The organism is Anaerostipes butyraticus (assembly GCF_016586355.1).
GTDB lineage: Bacteria > Bacillota > Clostridia > Lachnospirales > Lachnospiraceae > Anaerostipes > Anaerostipes butyraticus.
The window spans coordinates 254,683-279,946 of sequence record NZ_BLYI01000027.1; the positions used below are offsets into that span (position 1 = coordinate 254,683).

A 25,264-nucleotide genomic window follows, 5' to 3' on the forward strand; every position below is an offset into this window, starting at 1 on the left:
TTTACAGATTACGCTAAAAGATCTCTTATTTACACGACATAAAGTGAGAAAATATCGTATCTTCAAAACCAGACACCTTTGTCCGGCTGTAAATTTTATCCCGCGGGTGTCAACTTTTCATTCAACATGCAAATTTCTGCTTCTGAAGTATTCCTGCATAAACGCTCTCATTTCTTTCTTTTTATCGATATCCATTCCTTCTCCCGGCACAAAATCGTCCAGATACATGCTCTTATTGCTGAGTCCTGGATATGGTTGTGCATAACGTCCTCTTCTCGCCCAGGCTGCATAATCTGCGCCATGCTCAATCAGCAGATCAAGAATTTTAGCCAGCTGTTTTCGCACCGCCTCCTGAGATTGTGGATATACCGTCGGCCGTTCAAACAGCAGTTCCGCCTGATTTACGGCCCATTGCATCGCGTCAAATCCATTGGAAGCACATTTATTTACATCTGCTCCTTTTTCAACCATCTTGTCTATATATTCAAACGCAGTCTCTGATTCATCGAATCTTTTATAACAAAGTGAGATAATCGCAGCGCTGATGGCATCAAACAAAACCGGCGCCCGCAGTCCCGGATCATCATCGTCTGCCTCCATAAAATTTACATCCGCACCATGCTCAATTAAATAATCGGCAATTTCATATTTCCCTGTTTTCAATGCAACCTGAAGGGGCGACTGTCCATGATCTTTCTTTGGCAGCGGCCCTGAAACACAATGGACCAATTCAGGCTTTTTTTCAATCAGCCGCTTCACTTCGTCCAGTTTCCCCTGTCGAATTACAGTAAACAATTTCTTCATTTCCCTCTCCTCTTTTTGTTAAAATCGTTTGTCTATGCGCCTTATTCTTTCAATATATTTTATGGCGGCCATCCGGCTGAAATTCCCGGCCGGACTGCGGCAGGCATTCTTCTGAAAAATGCAGCAGCATCTCCTGGCCATTTTCTTCATACTGTCTTATCAGATACATTTTCCCTCCTGCAAAACAGACATATCTAAACATTTCCATTGAATCACTTATAAAAAAAGCTCCATTTCATTATTTTTCTGTAGGAATCCCTTTTTCATATATAAGTGTTTTCCCTGTTCACTACTGTTGAGCCATAATCTTTTGATATTATTTTTATAACTGTATTCAATCATATTATCTAAAATCTGATTTGCAAAACCATTTCCTCTAAATTGTTTAGAAGTATATATATTTAAAATATATCCCTCCAATCCACTTAGATTTTCATTATACGGAATCCGGGTAAACAGACATAAAGATCCTGTCGCGGCCAGTTGTCCTTCCTGAAAGACTCCCCAGCTGATCAAATCTTTATTTATATGTGATACATAATATTGTTTCGTTGCTGATTCTAATTGGGTGCAGTCTGCATCTTTGCTGACTTCCTCTAATTCTTGAAACAACTCTATTCTTAAACGCCAAAAATCATTTACCGATTTTTCATCAAGTAATAAAATCTCATTTTTCATGTTATCATCCCTTTTCCACTTATCGTTCTTTTACCATAACATAATTGGTCAGAAAAATTCCCTGTCTTTCTACCTGCTGTTCTTTGAGAACTCTGTATCCTCTTTTTTCAAAAAAAGGTTTTGCTGTGATAGAAGCGTGAGTGGTAATATTCCCTTGAACCGCCTGCTCCAATTGGTCGCAAATAGCTGCTGCAATCCCTTTCCTCTGATAATCTGCATGAACAAATAAGTGATCAAGGTAACCTGTCAGATCTATATCACCAAATCCTGCAATCGTTTCATTCTCAACAGCTACTATACTGTAATGTTCCTGGAATGACTGATTCCATTTTTTTAAATCTGCTTTCCCATCTGCCCATACATCAAGCTGCTCCTTTGTATAATCTTTGGCATTAACAGTATGGACTGTATGATAAAACAATTCTGTTAAAATCCTACAGTCTGATTGTTTATACTTCCTAATCTCCATTTTCATCTCTCCAATATCTCAATGTAAACTTTCTGCAGCAAAAATGAGTCTATCATATATAGCGTCTTACCTGATTCATATATTCGATATACTCTTCTCCAAACTTTTCTATACACCATCTCTCTTCCGCAAGAATAATCCAATGAGCGGAGACCTGAAATATCAGTACAATTCCCAGCAGAGTCAGCGATCGGGTTAAGAGACACATTCCAAGGAAACAGATGAAATATGCCAGATACATTGGATTTCGTGAAAGACGGTAAATTCCGTTTTTATTGAATCCCGAATGGTCTGGTGAAGAGAAACTTACCATGGCTGCAGCACATAAAAGCAGGCCAAGAGAATATAAGAATATTCCCATATAAAACTGTATCGAAAAATCGATTAGAACACTCAAAAAAAACAAACCTGCAAAAATTCCAACATTCGATATCTGATAGATCCAGTATGCAGTTCGTTCCTTTCCCTGCATTGGCGCAAAATAAGCCGCTCTGCCAACCGCTTCTTTATCTAAAATTGAAAGCAGCAGGAACCTTATCAATAAGAATGGAATCACTAACAAAAATCCGTTCAATATTTTCTCCTTCATATCCACATATCAAACAACACTTAAGTTTAATCTATCTTTATCCTTTTCTGTCTTTTTCGCGATGCTTCTTTCAGATACGGAAGCTGTTTTTTCAAATCCGACCGTACACTCATATACCAGAAAAATTCTCCAAAAAACAAAACTTTATGGATATAGTCTTCATGAATCAACGCATGAATCAGCCGTTTTACAGAATAAATTTTTTTGCTTGCCCGGATATGTTCCAGCTGCAGTTCATATGCCGTCATATTTTTCGGATGATGAACTACATTTCCATTGTAAAGAGCCCAGTTCTTATGCAGAAGTCTCTTCCTGTGAGTTTTGTAAACGGGCGTCCCCGGAACAAAATACATGGATTGAATCAGAACGCCCTGGATGTGATTTTCTATCACAAACTCTGCAAGCTGATCCCCTGCGCCCTTCTGCTGATCATCTGATCCCAAAATAAAAAGCCCTCTGACACTGAGACCATGCTTCTGAATGTTTCGAATGGATTTGATAATCTCATCTCTGGTACTTTTCTTGTGATAGGTTTGAAAAGACTGATCATCCAGAAATTCGATCCCCATATCAAGTTCAAAAAATCCGGCTTTTTTCAGCAGATCCAGCATCTCATCATCAAATCCCACTTCATATCTGGCCTGAACATTAAACCGATACCGGATTTTACTGTCAATGATTTCATTCAATACTGCTTTTGCCCATTCCCTGTCTGCAAAAAAATTGTCATCAGTAATCCAAAGGCCTTTGGTCAGGCGAAAATGCTTTTTATCAAAAAATTCAATAGACCGGCGGATATCTTCCACAACATTCTCAGGTGACCTGGTCCGGACTTTATGACCGAAATGACGAACTAAAGCGCAATAATCACAATTATGCGGACATCCTCTGGATGCATGCACCTGCGGCCATATGGTGCTGTGCCCTGCCATTTTCTGATACCGGTACACCAGATTACGGTCAGGGATTGTTTCAATATTCTTCGGCGGACAAGGGTATCCTGTATACACAATTTTCCCATTCCGCCGGTATGCAATCCCCGGGAAGTCCATCGATTCCTTATTCTTCAGTGCCCTGAGAAATGTAAGAATCGTCTCATCTCCTTCTCCGATCAGCACATAATCACAATAGCGCACCGCTTCCTTGTAATTCATAGAAGCATGAAGGCCTCCCATTACAATCACTGCACGGCTTCTTTTTTTCAGATATCGGGCAATCTGATAGCCCCGGACTGCAGCAAAAGTAAAAATTCCTATAAATATAACATCCGCATCCAATATATCATCCTTTGGAATTCTGGAAATGGACTCACTGTACATTAAAGTGTCATCTTCCTCTTTTTTCACGATGGTTGCCAGGGTATTCAGGCCGACCGACGGTGTTCTGATATATCTGTCATACACAAAATAATTCAATGGCGTAGGTTTATACGGACGATTTCCCGGTTCGATGAAACGTATTTTCATTATAATCCCTCCCTTTTATTCCCAGCAGGCCCGCCTGCATGTTGGAGACCCAGATGATCTCACAATCTTTAAATCCACATTGTTTTAAGCTGTCCATTTGTTCCGATATTGTCACCGGGTAATATTCTTTTCCATATCTCTGAAGATGTTTTTCACATTCTTCTTTGCTCCTTCCCTGCTGCATCTGATAGGCTTTCCAGCGCTTCAGAAAGAGTTTTTTTCCTGCTTCTGAATACGGAGCAAAATTCTCAAAAGTGAGAAAGATTCCCCCAGCATTTAATGCTTCAAAACATTTTCTGACTGCTTTCATCCGCTCCTCACCTTTAAAATAATGCAGAACCTGAATGGCAGTTACTACATCAAACGTCTCTTCTATGTCCATATCCAGCAGTGAAGCGGTCAGAAACTCCACATTTTTGCTCTGAAAGCGTTCCCTGGATGTCCTTACCATCTCCGGCGAATGATCGCAGCAAAGAAGCCGGTCTATTTTTACCGCTTTCCATGCTTCCTCTGCCATTTTTCCAGTTCCGCACCCCACATCCAGCCATTTTACAGGGCGGTCAAACTTTGCTTTGACCACATCAATTACCTGTCTGTAGAATTCTTCATAATATGGCAGTGTCTTTTTTATCTTTTCATCATACTCTTCCGCACAAAACGCAGAAACATTATCCTTCATTTTCTATCTCCCTGCAGTCAAACAGAACATTCTCATAGTCTTTTACAAAATATCTGATATTCTTACGTCCTTTTTGAATGATGGTATGCCCTTCCGCTTCCAGTTTCTTTCTCTGCGCTTCTATCCCTATTTTATCCGATACTTTTCGAACGCTTTGTGCGGATCCACATGAACCTCCCGGAAAAAGAAATATCCCCAGATAAGATAAGCTGCCGCCGCTGAATATGGACTGAGAATCACAGAAAAAACTGCTCCAAGCAGCATAATCAATGCGTACAGCAAATAAGAATTTCTCATATCTTTCGCCATTGCCTCCTGATCATAGAGAGGCTGTTCTTTTTTAGGCAGACTGCTGAATCCAGTAATATATTTCGCACATTTTCCTTTAAAGACCGCAAATAAAATTGCTGTAATAAGATAAGCAGGCACTAAAGCAATACAGCACCAAAAACCTATATTCATATGATTGCTCACCTTCCGTATTTTTAAATCTCCACTGCATAATGATCCGCCAGCATCTGTACCTCTTCTTCTGTCAGCACAAACAGAATATGATCAGCGTCAAAATATTCCATATCACGGATTAATCCAATAAAATCCTGATACGGTATAGTCCTCTGGTCTTTCAACATAACATACCATTCCTCGATTCCTTCCACCTGGTTCATGACAATATATGGTTCCGTCGGAAAAACCGTTGGAAGATTAGCGTCTGTAAAATAAATACCGGTCAGCCTGCCGCGGACATCATAAACTTTAGGCGCAGAATAGTAAACATTCATCGACTGCAGCCGATTCATAAAATCAGCAAATTGATTCAAATCGTTCGCAATCTCTTCCAGTTCTCTCTTTCCCAGTGAAATGGGGAAACACACACCAAATACCTGAAAATGTTTATATTCATCTTCCTTTACTTTCTCCCACAGATCTTCCAGCGCACCAGTACTTGCCCGGATATCATTTTCTATGAGACCGGGAATATCATCCAAATCCTTCCATCCCTCCTCGTGGAGAAATTGTCTGGTTTCCTTCCGATCACATATTTTACGAATCGTTTCATAAAAACAATGAATCTCTTTCCTGCTGGTCGGCAGACTGAGTCTCAGCAGAATATTCTGCTGATCAAATGAAACTTCAATGCCTCTGGCCAGCCGTCCTGTTTCAAACAACAGCGTATAATCCCCGGTTTCATTGTCAATCAGCCGGTAACTGGCATCCGCTATTCCATAAGACAATCCTGAAATCCGTATGATATCCTCTAATGTCAATTTTTTACTGTCATCTTGATTCTGTTTTATTTCTACAGCAACGGACATAACTCCACCCCTTCTCCTTTTTTCTACATCATATCATAGTCTGCAAATCCGGTCATTGTTTTTTCAGACTTCTTTCTATATTTTCCGTCATTTTAAAGAAAACAGCAGACCAGGACATAAAATTCCGATCTGCCGCTTTATTTAAATTATTCTTTTCCCCTTAATACAGATTCTAATAAACTTTTATTCCCCTTCCAGTATTCCCGTCAGTTCTTCCAGGTTTTTCTTTCCAAAGTATACGTCCTTATCGTTTATGATCATGCACGGAACGCTCATCACCTGGTATTTTTCCTTCAATTCCGGATAATGCATCAGATCGAACATTTCCGCTTCTATTTTATCAGAAACAGCTGCTGCCTTCTGTGATGCCATGACCAGTTCCGGGCACATGGTGCAGGATAAAGATACTAATACCTTGATATTAACCGGCTGATCGATCTTTCGGATCCGTTCTTCCAGTTCCGTGCTGATTTCCTGCCCCGGTCCTGCCGTATTATAAAGAGCTGCCACAAAGGAATTAAATTCATGGCCTCCCGGAACCCCATGAAACCAGATACCGCTGCTTTGTCCATTTTCATAGCATAATTCCATGGCAGGAAGCATCGGCTCCCTGCTCTCTGAACCTTTTGCTTCTTCCCATGTTACCTGATCAGTCATACTCGTCAGTTCCCTCAGGAATCCCCGGATTTCTCCGGAGATCGGCTGATCATCCAGCCACGCCCTGATCTTTACTTTCTGTTCAAACTTCCGGAAAACCGGCTTCAGCTGACGATAAATGGAAGCATCAAAAAATCCGTTTTCCTGCAGGTTTGGTGCCTCATCTTCCACTGCGGTTTCAGCAGTTTTTTCCTGCACCAGATCCGGAAGATTCAGCTTTGTATGCAGTTCTGCCGCGGCTTTTTCCAGTGCGGTCGCCGCAGAAGCGCCATCGGAGACTGCTGTTACCACCTGTCTTAATTGTTTGACGCATACATCACCTGCCGCATATACGCCGTCCAGATTTGTTTTCTGATTGCTGTCAGTGAGCAGGTATCCCTGTTCATTTTTCTCCACTTCCGGACCGATCCACTCGGTGTTCGGCACATATCCCGCAAATACAAAGATTCCAAAATTTCCATCGGCTCCGGCTTCATATTCCCATGTTTCTTTCGTCTGATTATTATAAAATTCTGCCCGGGTCACCAGCTGATCTCCATCGGCCTCCACCAGCTCTGTATGGAATTTCACATCTATCTTATCGTAATTTTCCAGCTGATCCGACACTGATTTCGCGCAGGAGAAAGAATCGCCCCTCACCAGAATCGTTACTTCTCTGGCATATCTTGTCAGAAAAATGGCCTCTTCCACCGCGGCAAATCCTCCTCCGATTACAAACACTTTCTTTCCGGTGAAAAATTCACCGTCGCAGGTGGCACAGTAAGCGACGCCTCTTCCCTGAAACTCCCGTTCCCCTTTGAATCCGATTTTCCTTGGATTGGCTCCGGTTGCCAGGACCACTCCCAGGGCTTTGTAATCTCCCCGGGTTGTTTTAATTTCCTTAATTTCTTTTTCAAGTTCCATATGAAGAACTTCCCCGGTCACAAATTCTGCACCGAAATTTTCTGCCTGTCTTCGCATGGAAGCGGTCAGTTCCTTCCCGCTGATCTTCTCAATTCCCGGATAATTAACAACTTCTGATGTGATGGAAATCTGTCCCCCAGTTCCATCCTTAGCCACAATCAGCACACGATATTTTGCGCGGGCAAGATAAATCGCTGCTGACAATCCTGCCGGTCCGCCTCCGACGATGACCGCATCGTAAAGATTCTTTTCTATTTCCATAATGTTTCTCCTTTTTGATAAAATTTCCCGCCTTCCATAAAAAGGCGGGAAACATCTGTAAATATGTAATTGAAATCAGATCAGTCCTACAAGATCGAGACTTGGCTTTAAGGTCTCTGCTCCCGGTTTCCATTTTGCCGGGCAAACCTCATCTCCGTGCTGAGCAACAAACTGTGACGCCTGAACCCGGCGGAACAGTTCGTCCGCGTTTCTTCCGACATTTCCGGCAATCACTTCATACGCCACGATCTTTCCTTCCGGATTCACGATAAAACTGGCTCTCTCTGCCACTCCGTCCTCTTCGATCATCACATCAAAGCTTCTTGCAAGCGCTCCTGTCGGATCCGCCAGCATCGGATACTGAATCTTCTGGATGGTTTTGGAAGCGTCATGCCATGCTTTATGAACATAGTGCGTATCACAGGATACACTGTAAATCTCACAATTGATGTTTTTGAATTCTTCATATTTATCTGCCAGATCTTCCAGTTCTGTCGGGCACACAAATGTAAAATCTGCCGGATAGAAGAAAAATACGCTCCATTTTCCTAAAACATCTTCTTTGGTCACTTCTTTAAAGCCGCCGTCCACATATGCCTGAACGGTAAAATCACTGATTTCTTTCTGGATAAACGACATATCCATCTCCTTTCTGCGTCTCTTATTCTCAGTCTCTATTTTGAAATATTGAATGCTGCCATTCCCGGATAAACTGCTGCTTCTCCCAGTTCTTCCTCAATACGGATCAGCTGGTTATATTTTGCCACACGTTCGCTTCGGCTCGGAGCGCCTGTCTTAATCTGGCATGTATTTAATGCAACCGCAAGGTCCGCAATGGTCGTATCTTCTGTCTCTCCGGAACGATGGGATGTAACTGCCGTATAACCTGCTTTATGGGCCATTTTAATCGCTTCCAGAGTTTCAGAAACAGAACCGATCTGATTCAGTTTGATCAGGATAGAATTGCCGCATCCCATATCGATTCCTTTTTTCAGACGTTCGGTATTGGTTACAAACAGATCATCTCCTACCAGCTGGACTCTGCCGCCTAATTCTTCGGTCATCATGACCCAGCCTTCCCAGTCTTCTTCATCCAGGCCGTCTTCGATGGAATAGATCGGATATTTCTCACACAGCTGTTTCCAGTGCTCCACCAGCTCTTTTGATGTAAATTTCTTTCCGGATTTTGGAAGAACATATTCTCCCGTCTTCTCGCCCTTCCACTCACTGGAAGCCGCGTCCATTGCAAGAACAAAGTCTTTGCCCGGCTCATATCCGGCTTTCTTTACTGCCTCTAAAATATATTCGATCGCTTCTTCATCGCTGGCAAGATCAGGTGCAAAGCCTCCTTCATCTCCAACAGATGTCGCAAGATTTTTTTCTTTCAGAAGAGAAGCTAAAGCATGAAACACTTCTGTACACCAGCGCAGTCCTTCGCTGAAACTTGGCGCTCCCGCCGGCATAATCATAAATTCCTGTACATCCACCGTATTTGCCGCGTGTGCTCCTCCATTTAAAATATTCATCATCGGCACAGGAAGCCGGTTTGCGTTGACTCCGCCTAAAAATTTATAAAGAGACATTCCGAAGGAAGCCGCTGCCGCCCGGACACACGCGATGGAAACCGCCAAAATCGCATTGGCGCCCAGATTGGATTTGTCTTTGGTTCCGTCCGCCTGGATCATTGCCTGATCGATGGCATAAATATCTGACGCATCCATGCCTTTTAATACTTCAGCGATGGTTGTATTAATGTTTGTCACGGCTTTCTGTACGCCTTTTCCGCCATAACGCCCCGCATCCTGATCTCTTAATTCAAGCGCCTCAAACTCTCCTGTAGAAGCACCGCTCGGCGCCGCACCGCCTCCAACCGTACCATCTGCCAGATATACCTCTGCCTCAACCGTTGGATTTCCTCTGGAATCCACTATCTCTCTTCCAATCACTTTTTCAATCTCTAATTTCATCATTTCCTGTCCTTTCCCATGGCACTGCCTTCTGCGCTGGGGTAAAGTCAGGCAGAAGGAGTTCCACGATTTATTCACATGATAGTTAGTCATCGCTAACTATCTTGAATGTACCAGACCCGAGAGAGAAAATCAAGACATGCTGCCGGCTATTTTTCTCATTTATTCTTCCGCTATATCTTCCACTGTCCGGCTGCGTGCTGCAGATCCGTCATCCGTTTATAAATACCATCCTGTTTCAGCAGTTCTTCCGGCGTGCCTTCCTCCGCAATCTGCCCGTCTTCCAAAACAATCAGATGGGAGGCTTTTGCCACAGTACGCATGCGATGAGCGATCATAATAACCGTTTTGCCTTCGATCAACTTCGATAATGCCTGCTGAACATAGGTCTCACTTTCCACATCTAATGAAGCGCTGGCTTCATCCAGCAGAATCATCGGCGCATCTTTTAACATGGCTCTGGCAATAGAGATCCTCTGCCGCTGTCCTCCGGACAGTCTGGATCCGTTTTCTCCTATGACGGTCTGATATCCATCGGGCATTTCCTGAACAAATTCATCACAAAAGGCCATTTGGGCGGCTCTCATAACCTCTTCGTCTGTGGCGTTCTTTTTCCCGATTCGGATATTTTCCATAATACTTGCATTAAATAAAACCACATCCTGAAATACAATGGAAAAATCAGATAAAAGCACTTCCGGATCCACCGTGGAAATATCAACTCCTCCAACTGTGATCCTTCCGGCATCCGGCTCATAAAACCTGGCCGCAAGAGACGCGCAGGTTGTCTTTCCTCCTCCGCTGCCGCCGATCAATGCGGTGATTTCATTCTGTTTCGCCGTAAAACTGACATTTTTAAGGACCGGCTTTCCTTTTTCATAAGAAAATGTTACATTTTCAAATTGGATATCATATCCGTCCGGTTCCATACGGTCTTTTCCTTCCTGGAGCGGGTATTCATTGATTTCATTCAGACGGTCAATCTTCGGATCACAGCTTATGATCGCAGCCAGATTCTGAAGCGTCGCATTTAACGGATCATAAAGCCTGGAAGCTACAATTAAAAACAGCATAAAAATTTCCAGAGAAATCTCTCCGCTGATCAGATATTTCACTCCAAAAATCACTACGGTCGCAATTCCAAGTTTTAATATTAGCTGAGAGCTTACAACAAACAAGGCATTGGTCAGTTCCGTTACAATCTGACTTTTTTCACACCGGTCAATGGCGTCATCCACTTCTTTTATATAAGATTCCATATACCGGCCGGCTTTCAGATCTTTTACAGACTCCAGTCCTTCCTGAATTTTTTCTGTTCTTATCAGCTGGATCTTCCGGTCTTTCTTCCCTGCCTGGCTTAATTTTTTCTTCGCCAGAAATACCAGCAGAAAAGATACCGGCACACACCATACAGCTGCTGCCGCCATTTTCACATCGAAGAAAAACATTCCAATGGAAAGCAGCGCAGTTGAAATGACCGAGCCGGCAAATTCCGGAATAAAATGTGACAATGCCTGCTCCATTCCTGTGACATCCGATAAAATCGTTGTTGTCAGATCAGACAGATCTCTTCTGGAAAAGAATCGAAGCGGGAACTTCCTAAGCCGCTCTGCTACACTGATCCTCAGTCTTGCACTCTCTGTATAAGTATTAAAAAATGTCATATTATACTGTACATAATGCGCCGCAAAAATCAGAATCACTACAACCGCACATTGTACCGCATAGATTCCATATTCCGGCATTCCGGTGCCGGTCCGGAATATTCCGATCAGATCACAGGTAAAGAAATACAAAATACCTATGGACATGGCTATGACAAGGTATGATATGGTACAGGACACACACGCTTTTACAAGGTTCACCGCGCCGGGCCGTGTCAGCGCAAATCTTCTTTGAATTTTCTCTATCATGCTGTCTCACCTGCTTTCCATTCAACGGACTGGCTGTATTGACGCCACATCCGAGCATATTCTCCATTTTTCTTTAACAATTCCTTATGGGAACCTGCTTCCAGGATCCTGCCGTCATCGATCACATAAATACAATCTGCATTTACAATGGTGGACAAACGGTGTGCAATCATGATCGTTGTTTTATTTTGGGACAGTTCCCGGATTGCTCTCTGCATCAGCAGTTCATTGTCGCTGTCCGCATATGCCGTTGCTTCGTCAAGAAGCAGGATCGGCGCATTTTTAAGAATCGCTCTGGCAAGAGTCATTCGCTGAGTTTCTCCGCCGGACAGGTAAACGCCGCTGCTTCCAATCTCTGTATCCAGTCCCTGCGGAAATTTCTCCAGTATTTCCATGCACTGCGCCTTTTTGGCAGCTTCCAGAACAGCCGGATCATCTGCTTCCAGCCCCATTTTGATATTTTCTCTCAGCGTTTTTTTCAGGAGCCGGTTATCCTGGAACACGAAAGAAACCTGATCCATCAGTTCTTCTTCTGTCATATTTTTTACATTCACACCGCCAATCAAAACAGCTCCTTCTGTCACGTCATAAAATCTTGGGATCAGAGAGACCAGCGTCGATTTGCCGCCTCCACTCTTTCCTACAAATGCCACCGTGGTACTCTCTTTTATCTCCAGGCTGATATCGTGAAGCACTTCCGCTTCGCTTCCCGGATAGGTAAAGGACACGTGATCAAATACAATATCGTGATTCTTTATCTTCCGGCCCTTTTCCGGATACTGAAATGCTTTTTCTTTTGTAATCCCTTCCATTCTCTGCACCGCGTCTTTTGCCAGCATGTTATTTTCACTGGCAAACATCATTTTATTGGCAGTAACCGCTACGATCGGGGTAAAGATCACATAAAACATAAAATCCGGCATCAGCGCTCCTGCGTCGAATCCATAAGCTATAAGCAGCGCCATGGTTCCAATCAAAAAGACAAATACGCTGTTGATCAATGTTGTAAACAGCGTCATCGGCATCCTCATCTGGTTGGTATACCCAAGAGCAAATTTCTCATAATTTTTAATCGACTTATAAAATCGCTCAAAAGAATACACTGTCTGCTGAAATGTTTTTACTACAGGAATCCCCCGGATGTATTCCACCGCTTCATTGCTCATTCCCTCCAGGGCATCCATATAAGCTTTCATAGATTCCTGCAGTCCCTTTCCAACCATCTTCATCATATTTAGGAAAGCAAAAATAAGAGCGATCAGAACTGCTGCACCGAATCTCCAGTTAAAGACAAACAGACAGATCAGGACTCCGATCACTGTCGTCATAAGCTGGACACTGTCCGGCAGCTGATGCGCCAGATATGTCTCAGTGGAAGCGGCGGATTCATCGATGATCTTACGCAGTTTTCCGCTTCCTTCTTTTGAAAAGTATCCCAGCGGCAGTGTAACCACATGGTGCATGGCCGTTTTTCTCATATTTGCCGCAATCCGAAATGCCGCAAGATGAGAACACAGCAGCGATGCTACATAAATAAGGATTCCTGCTGCCGCGCTTATCAGTGCGTACCAGCCATATTTTGCCGCGTCTGCCGCCTGCCCAAAATCAGGATACACTTTTAAAATTTCTTCCACTACTTTCCAGATCCACAGAAACGGCATCAGCAGAAATACCGCACTGATAAAAGAAAAAAGCAGTGAGAGCATCGTCAGATACTTATGTCTGCCTGCATATGCAAACAGTGATCTTAATACTGACATTGAAATATCTCCTCCTTTTTTAGTTAGCTTTTACTAACTTTATGGTAGAAGTGTATCTCTCTCCGCTGCTTTTTTCTACTCCATTTTATTGAAATCCATCCATTTTAATATGGGACTTCCGATACTTCTGAGGTGTTATGCCAAAAGATTTTACAAATGCTTCCGTATATTTGCTCGGATTGGAATATCCCACCTGATTTGCTATTTCCAGAATACTCTGTCCGGTTTCCAGAAGAAGTTTTGCGCTGCATTCCATCCGGTACTCTTTCAGCCATCGATATATGGCAACCCCATAAATATCTTTGAATGTCTTTCGAAGAGTGTGAACATTGATATGATAGGCTTCTGCCAGTTTCCGGATGTCATGATGCTCCGATAAATGCTCCGCCATATACTTCTTCATTTCCTTTATCAGCTCAATCTGCTTTCTCGGATAATAACTTCTGCTTCTCTGAGGAATTTTAAAATCCGTATTGGATAAAAACAGCAGAAGCTCCAGTACTTTGATCTTCAAATAATCCAATTTGATATTTTCTTCTACTTCATACATTTCCAAAAAGATATGCTGAATCTGATCAGTCGCTCCAAACAAGACAAGATTATGACTGCTTAACAGCCTTTGCTCCAGTTCCTCCAGGTCAATATGGAAATAAGAAAGAACAGGATTCTCCACCGCCCGCTCCAGATCAATCAGAATTTCCATTCCTTCATAATATCCAAGAGGAAAAGATTCATCCCCCCTGTCCATCGACCATTTACTGACTGATAATTCACCGGGAGATAAATACGCATAATATTTCTTATCCAGCATGCCCTCATATTTTCCGCGCAGACAGTGATTGATTTCAATATGCCGTTTTTCTCCGGTACTGTTCGATGGCGTATCAAAACTGTGAAACCGGTTATGGATGACCTGGATCCCCGGATACACAATCATGCAGTCCATTACCGCATCCCCGGAAATTCCTCCAACATAATATTTTGTTTCATAAGAATTCACCTGCTTTTTCTTCACAACAGGTATTACCGCATCTTCCAGCATATCAGCCCCTCTTTCCAAACAGCATGGACAGATAAGATGTCCTGACGGTCTGCTCCATTTTATATCCGATCGCTCGCAGAACCCGGCTAATTTTTTCCAGACATTCTTCCCTCTGATTCTCTCTTTCTGCTATGATCTCCAGTTCCAGAAATTCTCCCAGTCCTTCCACCCGGTCTGCAGCTGCCGTGATCTCCCCATTAGAGAGTGTACGCCTTGTTTTGATGACCTGAATGCTCAGCGGTTCAAATCCCAGTTCTTTTAAGATTCCTTCTATGATTTCCGGCTCCCGGATCTCTGTTTCCAGTTCTTTTCTTGCCATGGAGATCTGATCTAATTTTGCTCCTTTGCAGTTCAGCTGAGCCCATTCTTCACCTGTCTGCATATTCCGGCTTCTGCGAATTCTCAGGGCCTTGTCTTTTTCCTTCATATCATAATATGGACTATTAAAGTACGTATCTTCTTCCCGGCAAACCTCTGTTTCCTGAAATCCTTCCTGTTTCAGCCGTTTTATCACTATTTCCAGATCATTCACAGGAATTTTAATTTCTGCTTCCAGTGCCATTTCATTCTGCCTCCTGCTGCAATATATTTATTTATGGTTAATATCTCTTGTTTTTAAATTATCGTATCTTATTACATTGTCAGAATCAAGCATAAACAATTCAAAGCACATGAATTCCTCTGTGTTCCACTGACGTGGAGAATACGATCAGGGTTTTTGTTCTTCCAAATCTCTGCAGTTCTCCGATAAACTGATCCAGTTCTACCGTGCTTCTGAATAACACTTCCAGGATCATGGAATAATCGCCGGTCACACAATTGCACTCAATCACATTCGGACACGCTTTTACATAGGGATAGAATTCTTTTTTATCTTCCGGTGCAACTTCCAGATTGATAAATGCTTTTATATAGTATCCCAGTGCCTCCGGATTGATCTGCGCCTGATATCCTGTGATAATTCCTTCTTTTTCCATCTTTTCAATTCTTGCGGATACAGCCGGTGTGGACAAATAGACCTGATTTGCAATTTCCTTTAAAGGTGTTTTTGCGTTTTCCTGCAGGATTTTCAGTATTGTCTGATCGATTTTGTCCAAAATGTCTTTTTTCATCGTATGTCACTTCTCCTTCTATCCTGGTTTATTTAAAATACCGGATCTCCTTTTGCCCAGCAAAAGAAAAAGGCGTTCCACCACTTTGGTGGATACGCCATTGTACCTCTCACATTCTGTAATTATTTTACATTTTCAGGATAACAGTCTGTTTTCTAATTGTCAATGCCGGTTCATTTTTTTATGAAAAGATCCTCTTTTGCCTTTTGTTTTTAAGTATTTTTTTCAAATCCCTGATTATTTTTTGTTGTTTTTTGCTTTTCTTGACTTTCTTTCTGCAAAAGTTTTACGATTTCTATAGTTGATGCGCACCAATGAATCTACAACCAAGGAGAACAAACATGTCACACACTTATGACCCGTACACAAATGTAATTGACACTATGACAAAAGCAATGGAAATCGGCCATATTGACCAGTCCATGTTCGAAATATTAAAAAATCCTCAGCGCGAGACCAAAGTCTATCTTCCCGTGGAGATGGATGATGGAAGCGTAAAAGTTTTTGAGGGATACAGGGTGCAGCATTCCAACATCCGCGGTCCTTTTAAAGGAGGAATCCGCTATCACCAGGATTGTAATTTAAATGAAGTAAAAGCACTGGCCACATGGATGACGCTGAAATGCGCTGTTGCGGATATTCCATACGGCGGCGCTAAAGGCGGCATCAAGGTAGATCCTCACACCCTTTCCAAAAGAGAGCTCAGAAGCCTTACCCGCCGCTATACCTTTGCCATTGCCCCGATCATCGGTTCCGATACTGATATTCCTTCGCCGGACGTAAATACCAATCCCCAGACCATGGCCTGGGTTCTGGACACCTACAGTCAGCTTAAAGGCCATCCATGTCCGGGCGTTGTAACCGGAAAACCAGTGGAACTTGCCGGTTCCAGAGGAAGGAATTTCGCTACCGGCCGCGGTGTTGTGATCAGCACCAAACTTCTTCTCGCCAGAGAAGGAAAACAGCTTGCAGGAACTACCGCTGCAATTCAGGGAATGGGAAATGTAGGGGCAAACGCTGCCCGTGTATTTTACCACAGAGGGGTGAAAGTCGTTGCCATCAGTGATATTTCCGGAGGTCTTTTTTGTGAGGATGGTCTTGATATCGATACTATTTCTGTTTTTCTGGAAAAAGAAAATGCACTTTTAAAGGACTATGACGCACCGGGCATCCGGCATATTTCCAACGAAGAAGTTCTGACCTGTCCATGCGATGTTCTTGTCCCGGCTGCCATGGAAAATCAGATTACAGAACAAAACGCAGATCAGCTCCGCTGCTCTTATATTGTAGAAGCCGCCAACGGTCCAACTACAGAAGAAGCAGACGCTATACTGGAAAAAAGAGGCATTACACTGATTCCTGATATTTTTGCCAACAGCGGCGGCGTCATTGTTTCTTACTTCGAGTGGGTTCAAAATATACAGGAACTGACCTGGGACCGTGATCAGGTTAATAAAATGCTGGAAAAACTTATGAGCAGATCTTTTCAGAGCATTCTGGATGTAACCGAAGAATGTCACTGTTCTTTCCGTATGGCCGCATATATCGTGGCTCTTCGAAAACTCGTTTATACCGAACAGATCAAGGGAATTTTCCCGTAAAAGAATACTGTCTTCCGAATACAGAAGATCGTAATTTCCTGCTCTGTTCCCAAATTCTTTTTATACATTTGAACTGCAAAACAGGCATTCCCTCTGCTGCTTCTGCCTTTCGCAGACAGCATGGAAATGCCTGTTTTGCTGTATTTCAGGATATATCAAAACGTTGAAGCTTTTGCGCTTGTGATCATCCAGATATTATTTTCTTTTTTCAGGGAACAGTTAATCTGCAGGCGCCATGTATTCCATCTGCCTCCAAATACCGATGCATGAACCAGGCTCTTCCCGGTCAGTTCTGCCTCATTCTCATGAAGGCGGACATCAATAGATCGATGGCGGACAGAGTCATAGTTAAGCGTTCCATTCTGAACTGCCTGAATAAATTCTTCCTTTGTCTGGTACATTTGTATATAACGGTTTCTGATTTTATCTTTATCTGACATTTGATTCCTCTGGTTTCAGCGGTCCATAGAAATAAGATGCTGTTGCACCGCCATCGATCAGGAAATCTGAACCGGTAATGAAGGCCCCTTTATCGCTCATCAGCAGTTCTGCCACATTGGCAACTTCATCTGCGGTTCCCGGACGTCCGGCAGGGCATTTTGCAAACATATTTTTATAGAAATCACCACGCGGACCATTGAACTCATCGATTGCCAGCGGCGTCACAATGATTCCCGGAGAGATAGAATTAACACGGGCTCCTTTTTCTCCCCATTTCACAGACTCTGCCATCACTCGTTTTTCATTGCAGCGTTTTGCCATCTGATAAGCATGCAGTGTATCTTTGATATTTTCCGGCTGGAGAATTTCCAGATTTAATAATTCTTCTGTTGGAGTACCTGCAAGCTGCTCGTCTTCTTCCGGGGTAAGCGCCGGCATTCTATGTCCGGACTGGCTGGAAATCGTAACTCCCACGCCGCCTTCTTTGATGACTTTTCCGACTTCCTCCAGAAGAACAGCCGTTCCATATAAATCAACTTTTAAGATAGCTTCAATCGGAGCCTGACTTGGAGATACCCCCGCCGCATTAACAAGCATCGTAATATCACCATATTCCTGTGCTTTTGCAATCAGATTTTTGATAGATTCCCTTGAAGAAAGATCCATTTCCATGGCTTCTGCATCAAATCCGGCCTCCGTCATAATTTTCGCGATTACCTGTGCATTTTCCGGTTTTTTATCTCCGATCACAATTTTCTTTCCATATCCCATACGACGCGCGATTGCCATTCCAATCTGCCCTGCGCCTGTTAAAATCATTACATCTTTTTTCATGAAATATACACCCTTTCTTGTTTTATTTCTTTTGTTACTTCTATTTTAATATTTCCGAAAAAATCAGCAATCTCGATTCAAAATAGTCTCCATAAGTAAAACTTATGAATCGTATGGCACATAAATCGTATGAAGACAGAAAGAGCAGGACTTTCGTATCGAACGTCCTGCTCCTGATCACTCCTGATTCTATTTGTCATGAAGAAGTTTTCGCAGCATCTGCGCGAACTCTTCAATATAATAATTGGTCTGTTCCTTTCGCCAGAAAACACAGTAATTACGCTGCAGTTTTCTGCCGTTCTGCACGATCGGAAGCCTTCGGACCGCCGCTCCCGGAGGCGGCAGGGTTCCCACACTTTCAATCGGCAGAAATCCCCGGTTCCCGGCTACCATCAGCCGCCCTTCTTCCAGATTCTCCGCAAACAAAAACGTTCCGCCAAATCCAAGGGTATTCTGGAAATAATCTTTCTCTGTATTTTGCTGTTCCTTTGAGGCAATCAGGATACATGGCGTCCGCTTCAGACTGTCCACTTCAATCACCTCCTGCTGACTGGCCGGATTCCGCACGGATATTTCCGCGTAACAGTCACACTGAAGCAGCTGATAATTGGCATACTGCTCGGAAAACGCTCTTCTCTGGTCACTTAAAATCAGATCCACGCCCCCAAAACGCAGCAGATCGTACAATTCCTCGTGGGTTCCATTGACAATACTGATCGCTGTTTCCGGATACAGCTGCGAAAACTCCGCAACTGCCTGATAAAGTTCCTGACCGCTGTACCCACGCAGATAGCCGATTCGAAGTTCCGACTCATCATCCTGTCCGATCCGGATGGTCTCTTTCCGGATGGTCTCCACTTCATCCAATATTCCCTTGCTCTGGCTGTAAAAATATTCTCCTGCAGGAGTCAGAGAAAATTTACGTTTTTCTCTGTGGATCAATTCGACACCCAGTTCTTTTTCCAGTGAACGAATCTGCTGGGAAATGGCGGACTGAGAGATATAGCACTGTTCTGCTGCTTCTGTGAAACTATTGCAGTCCACAACCGCAGTAAAATATTTCATCTGTCGAAACAGCAAACAACCACCTTTCCTTTCATTGACCATTCATTATCGTATCATTTACACTGTATCAAAGAAATGTATCCTTCGTCAATGAAAAGAACTTTTTCTCTAACTGTTTTTTCCGGCTTCGTATGCCTGAGTCATCGCCGGGTTATCCTTTATGCTCCCTTTGCCTGTGCTCCCAGACCTAAAATAATGACTTTATCCTTCATATCGGAAAAACATCCGATAAATCCATGGTATGTATCAATTATGGTCTGAAAATACTTCTCCTGATCCCCGGCTCCTGCTATGATCAGATAACATTCTTTTCCGGAAATTTCCGTCAAGGCTGAGTATGTACGGTCAATCAGTGTTTTTAACTGTGCCGTGACAGAATAATAATAAACCGGGGAGACCAGCACAAGCACATCGCATGCTGCAATCTTATCTTTAATTTCCTGAAAATCATCTTTCTTTGCACATCCGCCGCCTTCGGTCTGACAGACTTCACAGTCCACACAGTAACCAATGTTTTTCTCTGACAGATATATTTTCTCTGTCGCATGGCCGGCTTCTTCTGCTCCTTTGATGAATTCATCGCTTAGAAGACCTGTATTTCCGTGCTTTCTCGGACTTCCTTCGATTACCAGTACTTGCTTCGAAGTTTTCATTTTATTCATTTCCTTTCTCGAATTCTTCTGCCACATCTTCCAGCAGTTTCCGGATCGGAAGATGCTGCGGACAGGCCTTTTCACATTTACCGCATTTGATGCAGTCGGAAGCCTTTCCGTTATTCACTGTATGGACATTGTTATAGTAGTAATCCGTATTCCAGTCGTGAAAAATCTTCTTGGCGTTCATACATGCAAAAAGATCCGGTATTGAAATGTGTTTCGGACATCCTGCCGTACAATAACGGCATGCTGTACATTGAATCATATTTTGGGACTGAAAGATTTCTGTTACTTTTTGAACTGCTTCCTGTTCTTCCTTTGATAACGGCTGAAAATCTTTCATATAACTGATGTTATCTTCCATCTGTTCCAGGCTGCTCATTCCGGAAAGCACCATTCGGATTCCATCAAAGCCTGCCGCAAAACGGATTGCATAACCTGCAGGACTTCCGCCATGGAGCTTATCGAAAACAGCCCTGGCTTCGTCCGGAAGCTTCACCAGATTTCCGCCTTTCACCGGTTCCATCACAATGACTGGTTTCCCATATTTGCAACAGACTTCATAGCATTTTCTGCTTTCCACTGCCGGGTCTTCATAATCCAGATAATTAAACTGAATCTGCACTGCCTCGATTTGCGGATATTCTTTCAGAATCTGTTCCAGAACATCGGCCCTGTCATGGAAAGAGATGCCGAAATGTCTGATCTTGCCTTCTTTTTTTAATTCCAGCGCCGTCTCATAGGCATGACATTTTTTGAAAAACGCAAAATTGTCCGCACTCTGGGCATGCATCAGATAATAATCAAAATAGTCCACTCCGCAGGCTTCCAGCTGACTTTCAAAAAACGGACGGATATCTTCTTCCTTTTTGAAAAAGAAATTGGTCAGTTTGTCTGTCAGAATATACTGATCCCTTGGATATCTGCTGGTAAGACACTCTTTAATCGCGGTTTCACTCAGCCCGCCCAGATACCCATGAGCTGTATCAAAATAGTTAAATCCATTTTCAATAAATGTATCCACCATTTTTGAGAATTCTTCTGTATCGACCTTGTCACCTTTCATCGGCAGTCTCATACAGCCGAATCCGAATTTCTTATTTACATTTTCAAAAGCTTCCATTCTTTACACCATCTTTCTAACCCAGGCTTCTACTTTGGAACGTGACTGCGCCGCTTCTGCACCATGAATGGATAATCCTTTTTCTACTTTCGCTCCCTTACAGATTTTCTTCAGATCACGTTCGCTTCCTCCCATACCGCTTCCTTCGTTTGTGCAGAAAGGAATGATTCTCTTTCCAGATAAATCATAATGCTCCAGAAATGTAAACATCACCATCGGCATGGTTCCCCACCAGTTCGGATATCCTACATAAATAGTGTCGTAATCTTCCAGATCATCAGCATATGCTTTCACTTCCGGGCGGTCTCCCCTTTGAAGTTCTGCTTTTGCCTCATCAATGCACTGGTAATAATCTTCCGGATATGTTTTTACGGTTTCTACCTCAAAAAGATCTCCTCCTGTCATGTCAGCGACCATTTCTGCTACGGTTTCGGTATTTCCCTTCTCAAGGTTTTTGATGCTTCCGTTCCAGTAATTTTCTCCTGTTCTTGAATAATATACGATCATTGTTTTACACATGTTCTTTCGTCTCCTTTTCCTTTTTTAATGTTTCTGCTGCCTCATTGACGCATCTTAACGCATTCAGACTTCGCGGGTATCCGATAAACGGAATGCACTGGGATATGATTTTTATCAGAAATTCTTTGTCATTTCCAATCAGCATATTATTTGCCGCATGAGAAACCAGCTGCGGTTCACATCCGCCCTGTGCTGACAGAAAACAGAAGGTAATCATCTCTCTTTGTTTAAGATCCAGACCCTTTCTTGTATAGTAATCTCCAAAGCAGTTGTCTGTCAGCCATCGGTTGATATGACAGCTTTCTTCCGGCCCGGATTCCGCAAATCCTTTCATGGATTCTCCCATAATATCCACCATGGCCTGTTCCCCTGCCTGCAGCCGGTTTTCTGTTGTCGTGACCGCCTGTGGTTCCAGAGGAAGTTTTATGCCCCTGTCTTCCAGCACGTCATTGATGCCATGAAGAAGTGGAAAAACTCTGCCGATTCCCAGATACGGCACTGCCTGATATACAATTTCCTTCATCTCCACCGGCGTCACTCCGAAATTAAGCGCCGCAGGAGCCATCGCCTGAAACTCATCGATGCTCTGGCTTCCGATCAATACGGCAATCATCGCCATCATACGTGTCCGGTCATCCAGATCATCACTGCTGACCACTTCATCAAAGGCGAAATTATCAAATCGTTCTATAAACTCCGGATCTGTTTCCAGAAATTTAGACTGATATCCGGGAAACATCTTTTCATGATATTTCCTGGCCGCTTCTGTTATGCTCATTTCCATCACTTTCCCTTCATTGAAACTTCTCTTTATCTTATATTTTAGTTTTTTCAAAGAAGAAGACAATTCCGATTTCAAATGGAATCCATAAGTAAAACTTATGAAAAAAAAGACCGAAGAACCGGAGACACCCTCTCGTTTTCTTCGATCTGTCATTTCATATTAATATGTCTGTGATGTTCTGCTGTTCAAACCGGATATGAAACAGCCGGTATACCTCTGCCAGACTTCTGATTTCCAGAATGTGACTTCTGCCTGTATCCATCTGGGAAATCTGTATCATATCTTCCGGAGATAATGCAAAATCATCAATAGCATAGTTTTCTCTGATTCTTTCTTCATGGACGGATTTCGGAATGGCTATAATTCCATTCTGTCTCATCCACCTTAAGATAACCTGCGCCGGACTCTTTCCATATGTTTCGCCGATGCTTTTCAGCAGTTCATTTGTAAAAATCCCATTCATTCCCTCGGCAAACGGCGCCCACGCCATCATTTTTATCTGATACTGTTCCATGACGTCTCTCAGGTTTTTCTGCTGACAGAACGGATGCATTTCCATCTGATTGACTGCCGGCGTCACTTCATTGTTTAAAATGAGATCCGTCAGCCGGTCTGCCTCAAAGTTGCAGACTCCAATGGCTCTGATTTTTCCTTCTTTATATAATTCTTCCATGGCCTTCCAGCTTCCGTAATAATCACCGTATGGCATATGGATCAGATAAAGATCCAGATAATCTGTTCCCAGATTTTCCAGAGTCTTCTCAAACGATTTTTTCGTTTTCTCATAACCTGCATCCTGGATCCATACTTTGGAAGTAAGAAATATTTCTTCCCTTGCGATTCCGCTGTCTCTGACTGCAGCGCCCACTGCTCTTTCGTTTCCATAACATGCTGCGGTATCAATCAGCCGGTATCCTGTCTTAAGAGCATTTAAAACACTCTGTCTGCACACCTCTTCATCGGTAATCTGAAAAACACCGAATCCCAGCTGCGGCATGCTTACATCATTATTTAAACAAATGGTCTCCATGTTGATCACTCCTTTTCTACCAGACTTTCCTGCTGCGCGTTATATCTGGCGCCGGTTATTTTAATTTTCCCCAGTTCCTGATTCATTTTCTGCAGTTCCTCTTCTGTTATGGTGATGCTGCCTGCTTCCAGATTTTCTTTCAGGCGGTCTATTTTCGTAGTTCCCGGAATCGGCACAATCCACGGTTTCTGCGCCATAATCCATGCCAGGGCAAACTGCGCCGGCGTACAGCCTTTTTCTTTTGCGTGTTTTTGGACAAATTCCACTACTTTCATGTTTTCTTCCATTACCTTCTGATCGGAAAACCGCGGCATTCGCGCACGCACATCGTTTGAATCAAATTTTGTGTCCGGCCGCAGGGCGCCTGTCAGATATCCTCTTCCAAGAGGGCAGAAACATACCAGCCCGACTCCCAGTTCCTCTAATACCGGAAAATATTTTTCCTCCGCGGCCCGGTACCACACAGAATATTCATTCTGTACTGCCGTCAGCGGAAGAATCTGATGTGCTTTCCGAATCGTAGAAACAGATACTTCACTCATTCCCCAGTGAAGCACTTTTCCTTCTTTCACCAGCTCCGCAACCGTGCCTGCGACTTCCTCCACCGGTACCTTTGGATCCGCCCGGTGCTGATAAAGCAGATCGATATGGTCCGTTTTCAGGCGGCGCAGAGATCCTTCCACTGCCTTTCTTATAGTTTCCGGCCGGCTGTCCAGACCGACGGATTTTCCATTTTGTATGCGGAAACCAAATTTTGTTGCAATGACAACATGATTTCTTATCTCATGAAGAGCCTCTCCCAGAATCTCTTCTCCTGTGTAAGGCCCATATACTTCCGCTGTATCGAAAAATGTCTCTCCGCATTCTGCTGCCTCTCTTGCAAAACGTATCATATCCTTCTTTTCCGGAATCGGCGGATATTCTGATACCATTCCCATACAGCCTAAGCCGACTGACCCAATGGTCAGAGGATTTTCTCTGCCTAATATGATCTCTTTCATTTGAACACCTTCTTTTCTATAACTGTCTGCCCAGTTCATAGGCTTTTTCCGGATAACCGCTGTTTCTTGTCATGGAAGGACTTCCGCATCCCCTTCCCAGAACCATTCCCTGATCTTCGAAATCCAGATATTTCACCAGAGTCTTATAATGACTTTCCAGCGCATCAAACGTCCAGTTATCGCTGTTCCATGCAACAGTCAGAAGAGCTGACTTCATATGTTTCCTTGTAATGCTGCTGTTATAAGCACAGAAACGGTCAATGACAATCTTAAGCTGCGCTGACATTCCATAATAATAGAGCGGAGTTGCAAATACAATCATATCTGCATCCAGAACCGCTTTCCGGACTTTCTGATTATCGTCTTTCTGCACACACGGTCCTTCATAGCCGCACGCCACACATCCGGTACATGGATTTACCTTATAATCTGTCAGGTCAAACCGCCGAACCTGATGTCCTGCTTCTTCGGCTCCCTTTGTAAATGCTTCCGTTAAAATATGAGTGGATCCGTTTTTATTGGGACTTCCCTGTAAAACAACAATCTTCATCATAGCGCCTCCATTTTCTTTTATCCAGTTTTCATTCTTCTATT

27 protein-coding genes are annotated in these 25,264 nt (G+C 43.2%); 1 reads left to right on the forward strand and 26 read right to left on the reverse strand.

Annotation, left to right across the window (positions count from 1 at the left end; translation table 11 throughout):
• Positions 1-117: 117 nt before the first annotated feature.
• The 16 genes from JMF81_RS06695 to JMF81_RS06770 all read right to left on the reverse strand — a co-directional run bounded on the left by JMF81_RS06695 (position 118) and on the right by JMF81_RS06770 (position 15,601).
• On the reverse strand, positions 118-804 hold the full coding sequence (locus JMF81_RS06695; RefSeq protein ID WP_201310676.1) for an ankyrin repeat domain-containing protein: 687 nt from the start codon (positions 802-804) through the stop codon (positions 118-120).
• A gap of 216 nt (positions 805-1,020) precedes the next feature.
• Complete coding sequence (locus JMF81_RS06700; RefSeq protein ID WP_201310677.1) at positions 1,021-1,482, reverse strand: GNAT family N-acetyltransferase; 462 nt, start codon at positions 1,480-1,482, stop codon at positions 1,021-1,023.
• A gap of 19 nt (positions 1,483-1,501) precedes the next feature.
• Complete coding sequence (locus JMF81_RS06705) at positions 1,502-1,951, reverse strand: GNAT family N-acetyltransferase (protein ID WP_201310678.1); 450 nt, start codon at positions 1,949-1,951, stop codon at positions 1,502-1,504.
• 52 nt (positions 1,952-2,003) lie between these two features.
• The gene (locus JMF81_RS06710; protein WP_201310679.1) at positions 2,004-2,525 is read right to left on the reverse strand and encodes a methyltransferase family protein; all 522 of its coding nucleotides are present in this window, start codon (positions 2,523-2,525) and stop codon (positions 2,004-2,006) included.
• Positions 2,526-2,566: 41 nt separating this feature from the next.
• A complete protein-coding gene (locus JMF81_RS06715; protein ID WP_201310680.1) occupies positions 2,567-4,006 on the reverse strand; it encodes a B12-binding domain-containing radical SAM protein in 1,440 nt (479 codons plus the stop codon).
• Complete coding sequence (locus JMF81_RS06720) at positions 3,966-4,685, reverse strand: class I SAM-dependent methyltransferase (protein WP_201310681.1); 720 nt, start codon at positions 4,683-4,685, stop codon at positions 3,966-3,968. The genes JMF81_RS06715 and JMF81_RS06720 overlap by 41 nt, the downstream gene beginning before the upstream one ends.
• Positions 4,686-4,811: 126 nt before the next feature.
• A complete protein-coding gene (locus JMF81_RS06725) occupies positions 4,812-5,147 on the reverse strand; it encodes a DUF3784 domain-containing protein (RefSeq protein WP_201310682.1) in 336 nt (111 codons plus the stop codon).
• Between the two features lie 23 nt (positions 5,148-5,170).
• Positions 5,171-6,001, reverse strand: coding sequence for a DUF4299 family protein (locus tag JMF81_RS06730; protein WP_201310683.1), 831 nt, complete (start codon positions 5,999-6,001; stop codon positions 5,171-5,173).
• Between the two features lie 183 nt (positions 6,002-6,184).
• The gene (locus JMF81_RS06735) at positions 6,185-7,822 is read right to left on the reverse strand and encodes an FAD-dependent oxidoreductase (RefSeq protein ID WP_201310684.1); all 1,638 of its coding nucleotides are present in this window, start codon (positions 7,820-7,822) and stop codon (positions 6,185-6,187) included.
• A 75-nt stretch (positions 7,823-7,897) separates the two neighbouring features.
• Positions 7,898-8,461, reverse strand: a complete 564-nt coding sequence (gene ahpC / locus JMF81_RS06740) for an alkyl hydroperoxide reductase subunit C (protein WP_201310685.1) — start codon at positions 8,459-8,461, stop codon at positions 7,898-7,900.
• 35 nt (positions 8,462-8,496) lie between these two features.
• Positions 8,497-9,792: a phosphopyruvate hydratase gene (gene eno / locus JMF81_RS06745; RefSeq protein ID WP_201310686.1), complete on the reverse strand. Its 1,296-nt coding sequence runs from the start codon at positions 9,790-9,792 to the stop codon at positions 8,497-8,499.
• Between the two features lie 170 nt (positions 9,793-9,962).
• On the reverse strand, positions 9,963-11,702 hold the full coding sequence (locus tag JMF81_RS06750; protein ID WP_201310687.1) for an ABC transporter ATP-binding protein: 1,740 nt from the start codon (positions 11,700-11,702) through the stop codon (positions 9,963-9,965).
• Positions 11,699-13,462, reverse strand: a complete 1,764-nt coding sequence (locus JMF81_RS06755; protein ID WP_201310688.1) for an ABC transporter ATP-binding protein — start codon at positions 13,460-13,462, stop codon at positions 11,699-11,701. Before JMF81_RS06755 ends, JMF81_RS06750 begins: the two co-directional genes overlap by 4 nt.
• Positions 13,463-13,547: 85 nt before the next feature.
• Positions 13,548-14,504, reverse strand: coding sequence for a helix-turn-helix transcriptional regulator (locus JMF81_RS06760; RefSeq protein ID WP_201310689.1), 957 nt, complete (start codon positions 14,502-14,504; stop codon positions 13,548-13,550).
• Between the two features lies 1 nt (position 14,505).
• Positions 14,506-15,066: a class IV adenylate cyclase gene (gene cyaB, locus JMF81_RS06765; protein ID WP_201310690.1), complete on the reverse strand. Its 561-nt coding sequence runs from the start codon at positions 15,064-15,066 to the stop codon at positions 14,506-14,508.
• A gap of 100 nt (positions 15,067-15,166) precedes the next feature.
• The gene (locus JMF81_RS06770) at positions 15,167-15,601 is read right to left on the reverse strand and encodes an Lrp/AsnC family transcriptional regulator (protein ID WP_201310743.1); all 435 of its coding nucleotides are present in this window, start codon (positions 15,599-15,601) and stop codon (positions 15,167-15,169) included.
• A gap of 356 nt (positions 15,602-15,957) precedes the next feature.
• Here JMF81_RS06770 and JMF81_RS06775 point away from each other — a divergent pair, with 356 nt between their 5' ends.
• Entirely contained in the window at positions 15,958-17,217 is a 1,260-nt protein-coding gene (locus JMF81_RS06775; protein WP_201310691.1) for a Glu/Leu/Phe/Val family dehydrogenase, read from the forward strand.
• Between the two features lie 155 nt (positions 17,218-17,372).
• On the opposite strand, the gene JMF81_RS06780 is transcribed toward JMF81_RS06775, so the two are convergent.
• From JMF81_RS06780 to JMF81_RS06825, 10 genes are all read right to left on the reverse strand, one after another.
• On the reverse strand, positions 17,373-17,657 hold the full coding sequence (locus JMF81_RS06780) for a nuclear transport factor 2 family protein (protein ID WP_201310692.1): 285 nt from the start codon (positions 17,655-17,657) through the stop codon (positions 17,373-17,375).
• Positions 17,647-18,492, reverse strand: a complete 846-nt coding sequence (locus JMF81_RS06785; RefSeq protein ID WP_201310693.1) for an SDR family oxidoreductase — start codon at positions 18,490-18,492, stop codon at positions 17,647-17,649. Before JMF81_RS06785 ends, JMF81_RS06780 begins: the two co-directional genes overlap by 11 nt.
• A gap of 189 nt (positions 18,493-18,681) precedes the next feature.
• Positions 18,682-19,572, reverse strand: coding sequence for a LysR family transcriptional regulator (locus JMF81_RS06790; protein WP_201310694.1), 891 nt, complete (start codon positions 19,570-19,572; stop codon positions 18,682-18,684).
• A gap of 143 nt (positions 19,573-19,715) precedes the next feature.
• Entirely contained in the window at positions 19,716-20,210 is a 495-nt protein-coding gene (locus JMF81_RS06795) for a flavodoxin family protein (protein ID WP_243282557.1), read from the reverse strand.
• Position 20,211: 1 nt separating this feature from the next.
• The gene (locus tag JMF81_RS06800; protein WP_201310695.1) at positions 20,212-21,336 is read right to left on the reverse strand and encodes an aldo/keto reductase; all 1,125 of its coding nucleotides are present in this window, start codon (positions 21,334-21,336) and stop codon (positions 20,212-20,214) included.
• Positions 21,337-21,339: 3 nt separating this feature from the next.
• Positions 21,340-21,855, reverse strand: coding sequence for a flavodoxin (locus tag JMF81_RS06805; protein ID WP_201310696.1), 516 nt, complete (start codon positions 21,853-21,855; stop codon positions 21,340-21,342).
• Positions 21,848-22,633: a carboxymuconolactone decarboxylase family protein gene (locus JMF81_RS06810; protein WP_201310697.1), complete on the reverse strand. Its 786-nt coding sequence runs from the start codon at positions 22,631-22,633 to the stop codon at positions 21,848-21,850. Before JMF81_RS06810 ends, JMF81_RS06805 begins: the two co-directional genes overlap by 8 nt.
• Positions 22,634-22,793: 160 nt before the next feature.
• Positions 22,794-23,669: an aldo/keto reductase gene (locus JMF81_RS06815; protein ID WP_201310698.1), complete on the reverse strand. Its 876-nt coding sequence runs from the start codon at positions 23,667-23,669 to the stop codon at positions 22,794-22,796.
• Positions 23,670-23,674: 5 nt separating this feature from the next.
• Positions 23,675-24,670 carry an aldo/keto reductase gene (locus tag JMF81_RS06820; protein WP_201310699.1) on the reverse strand — a complete coding sequence of 332 codons (996 nt, stop codon included), beginning with the start codon at positions 24,668-24,670 and terminating at the stop codon, positions 23,675-23,677.
• A gap of 16 nt (positions 24,671-24,686) precedes the next feature.
• Positions 24,687-25,223, reverse strand: coding sequence for a flavodoxin family protein (locus JMF81_RS06825; protein WP_243282558.1), 537 nt, complete (start codon positions 25,221-25,223; stop codon positions 24,687-24,689).
• Between the last annotated feature and the right edge of the window lie 41 nt (positions 25,224-25,264).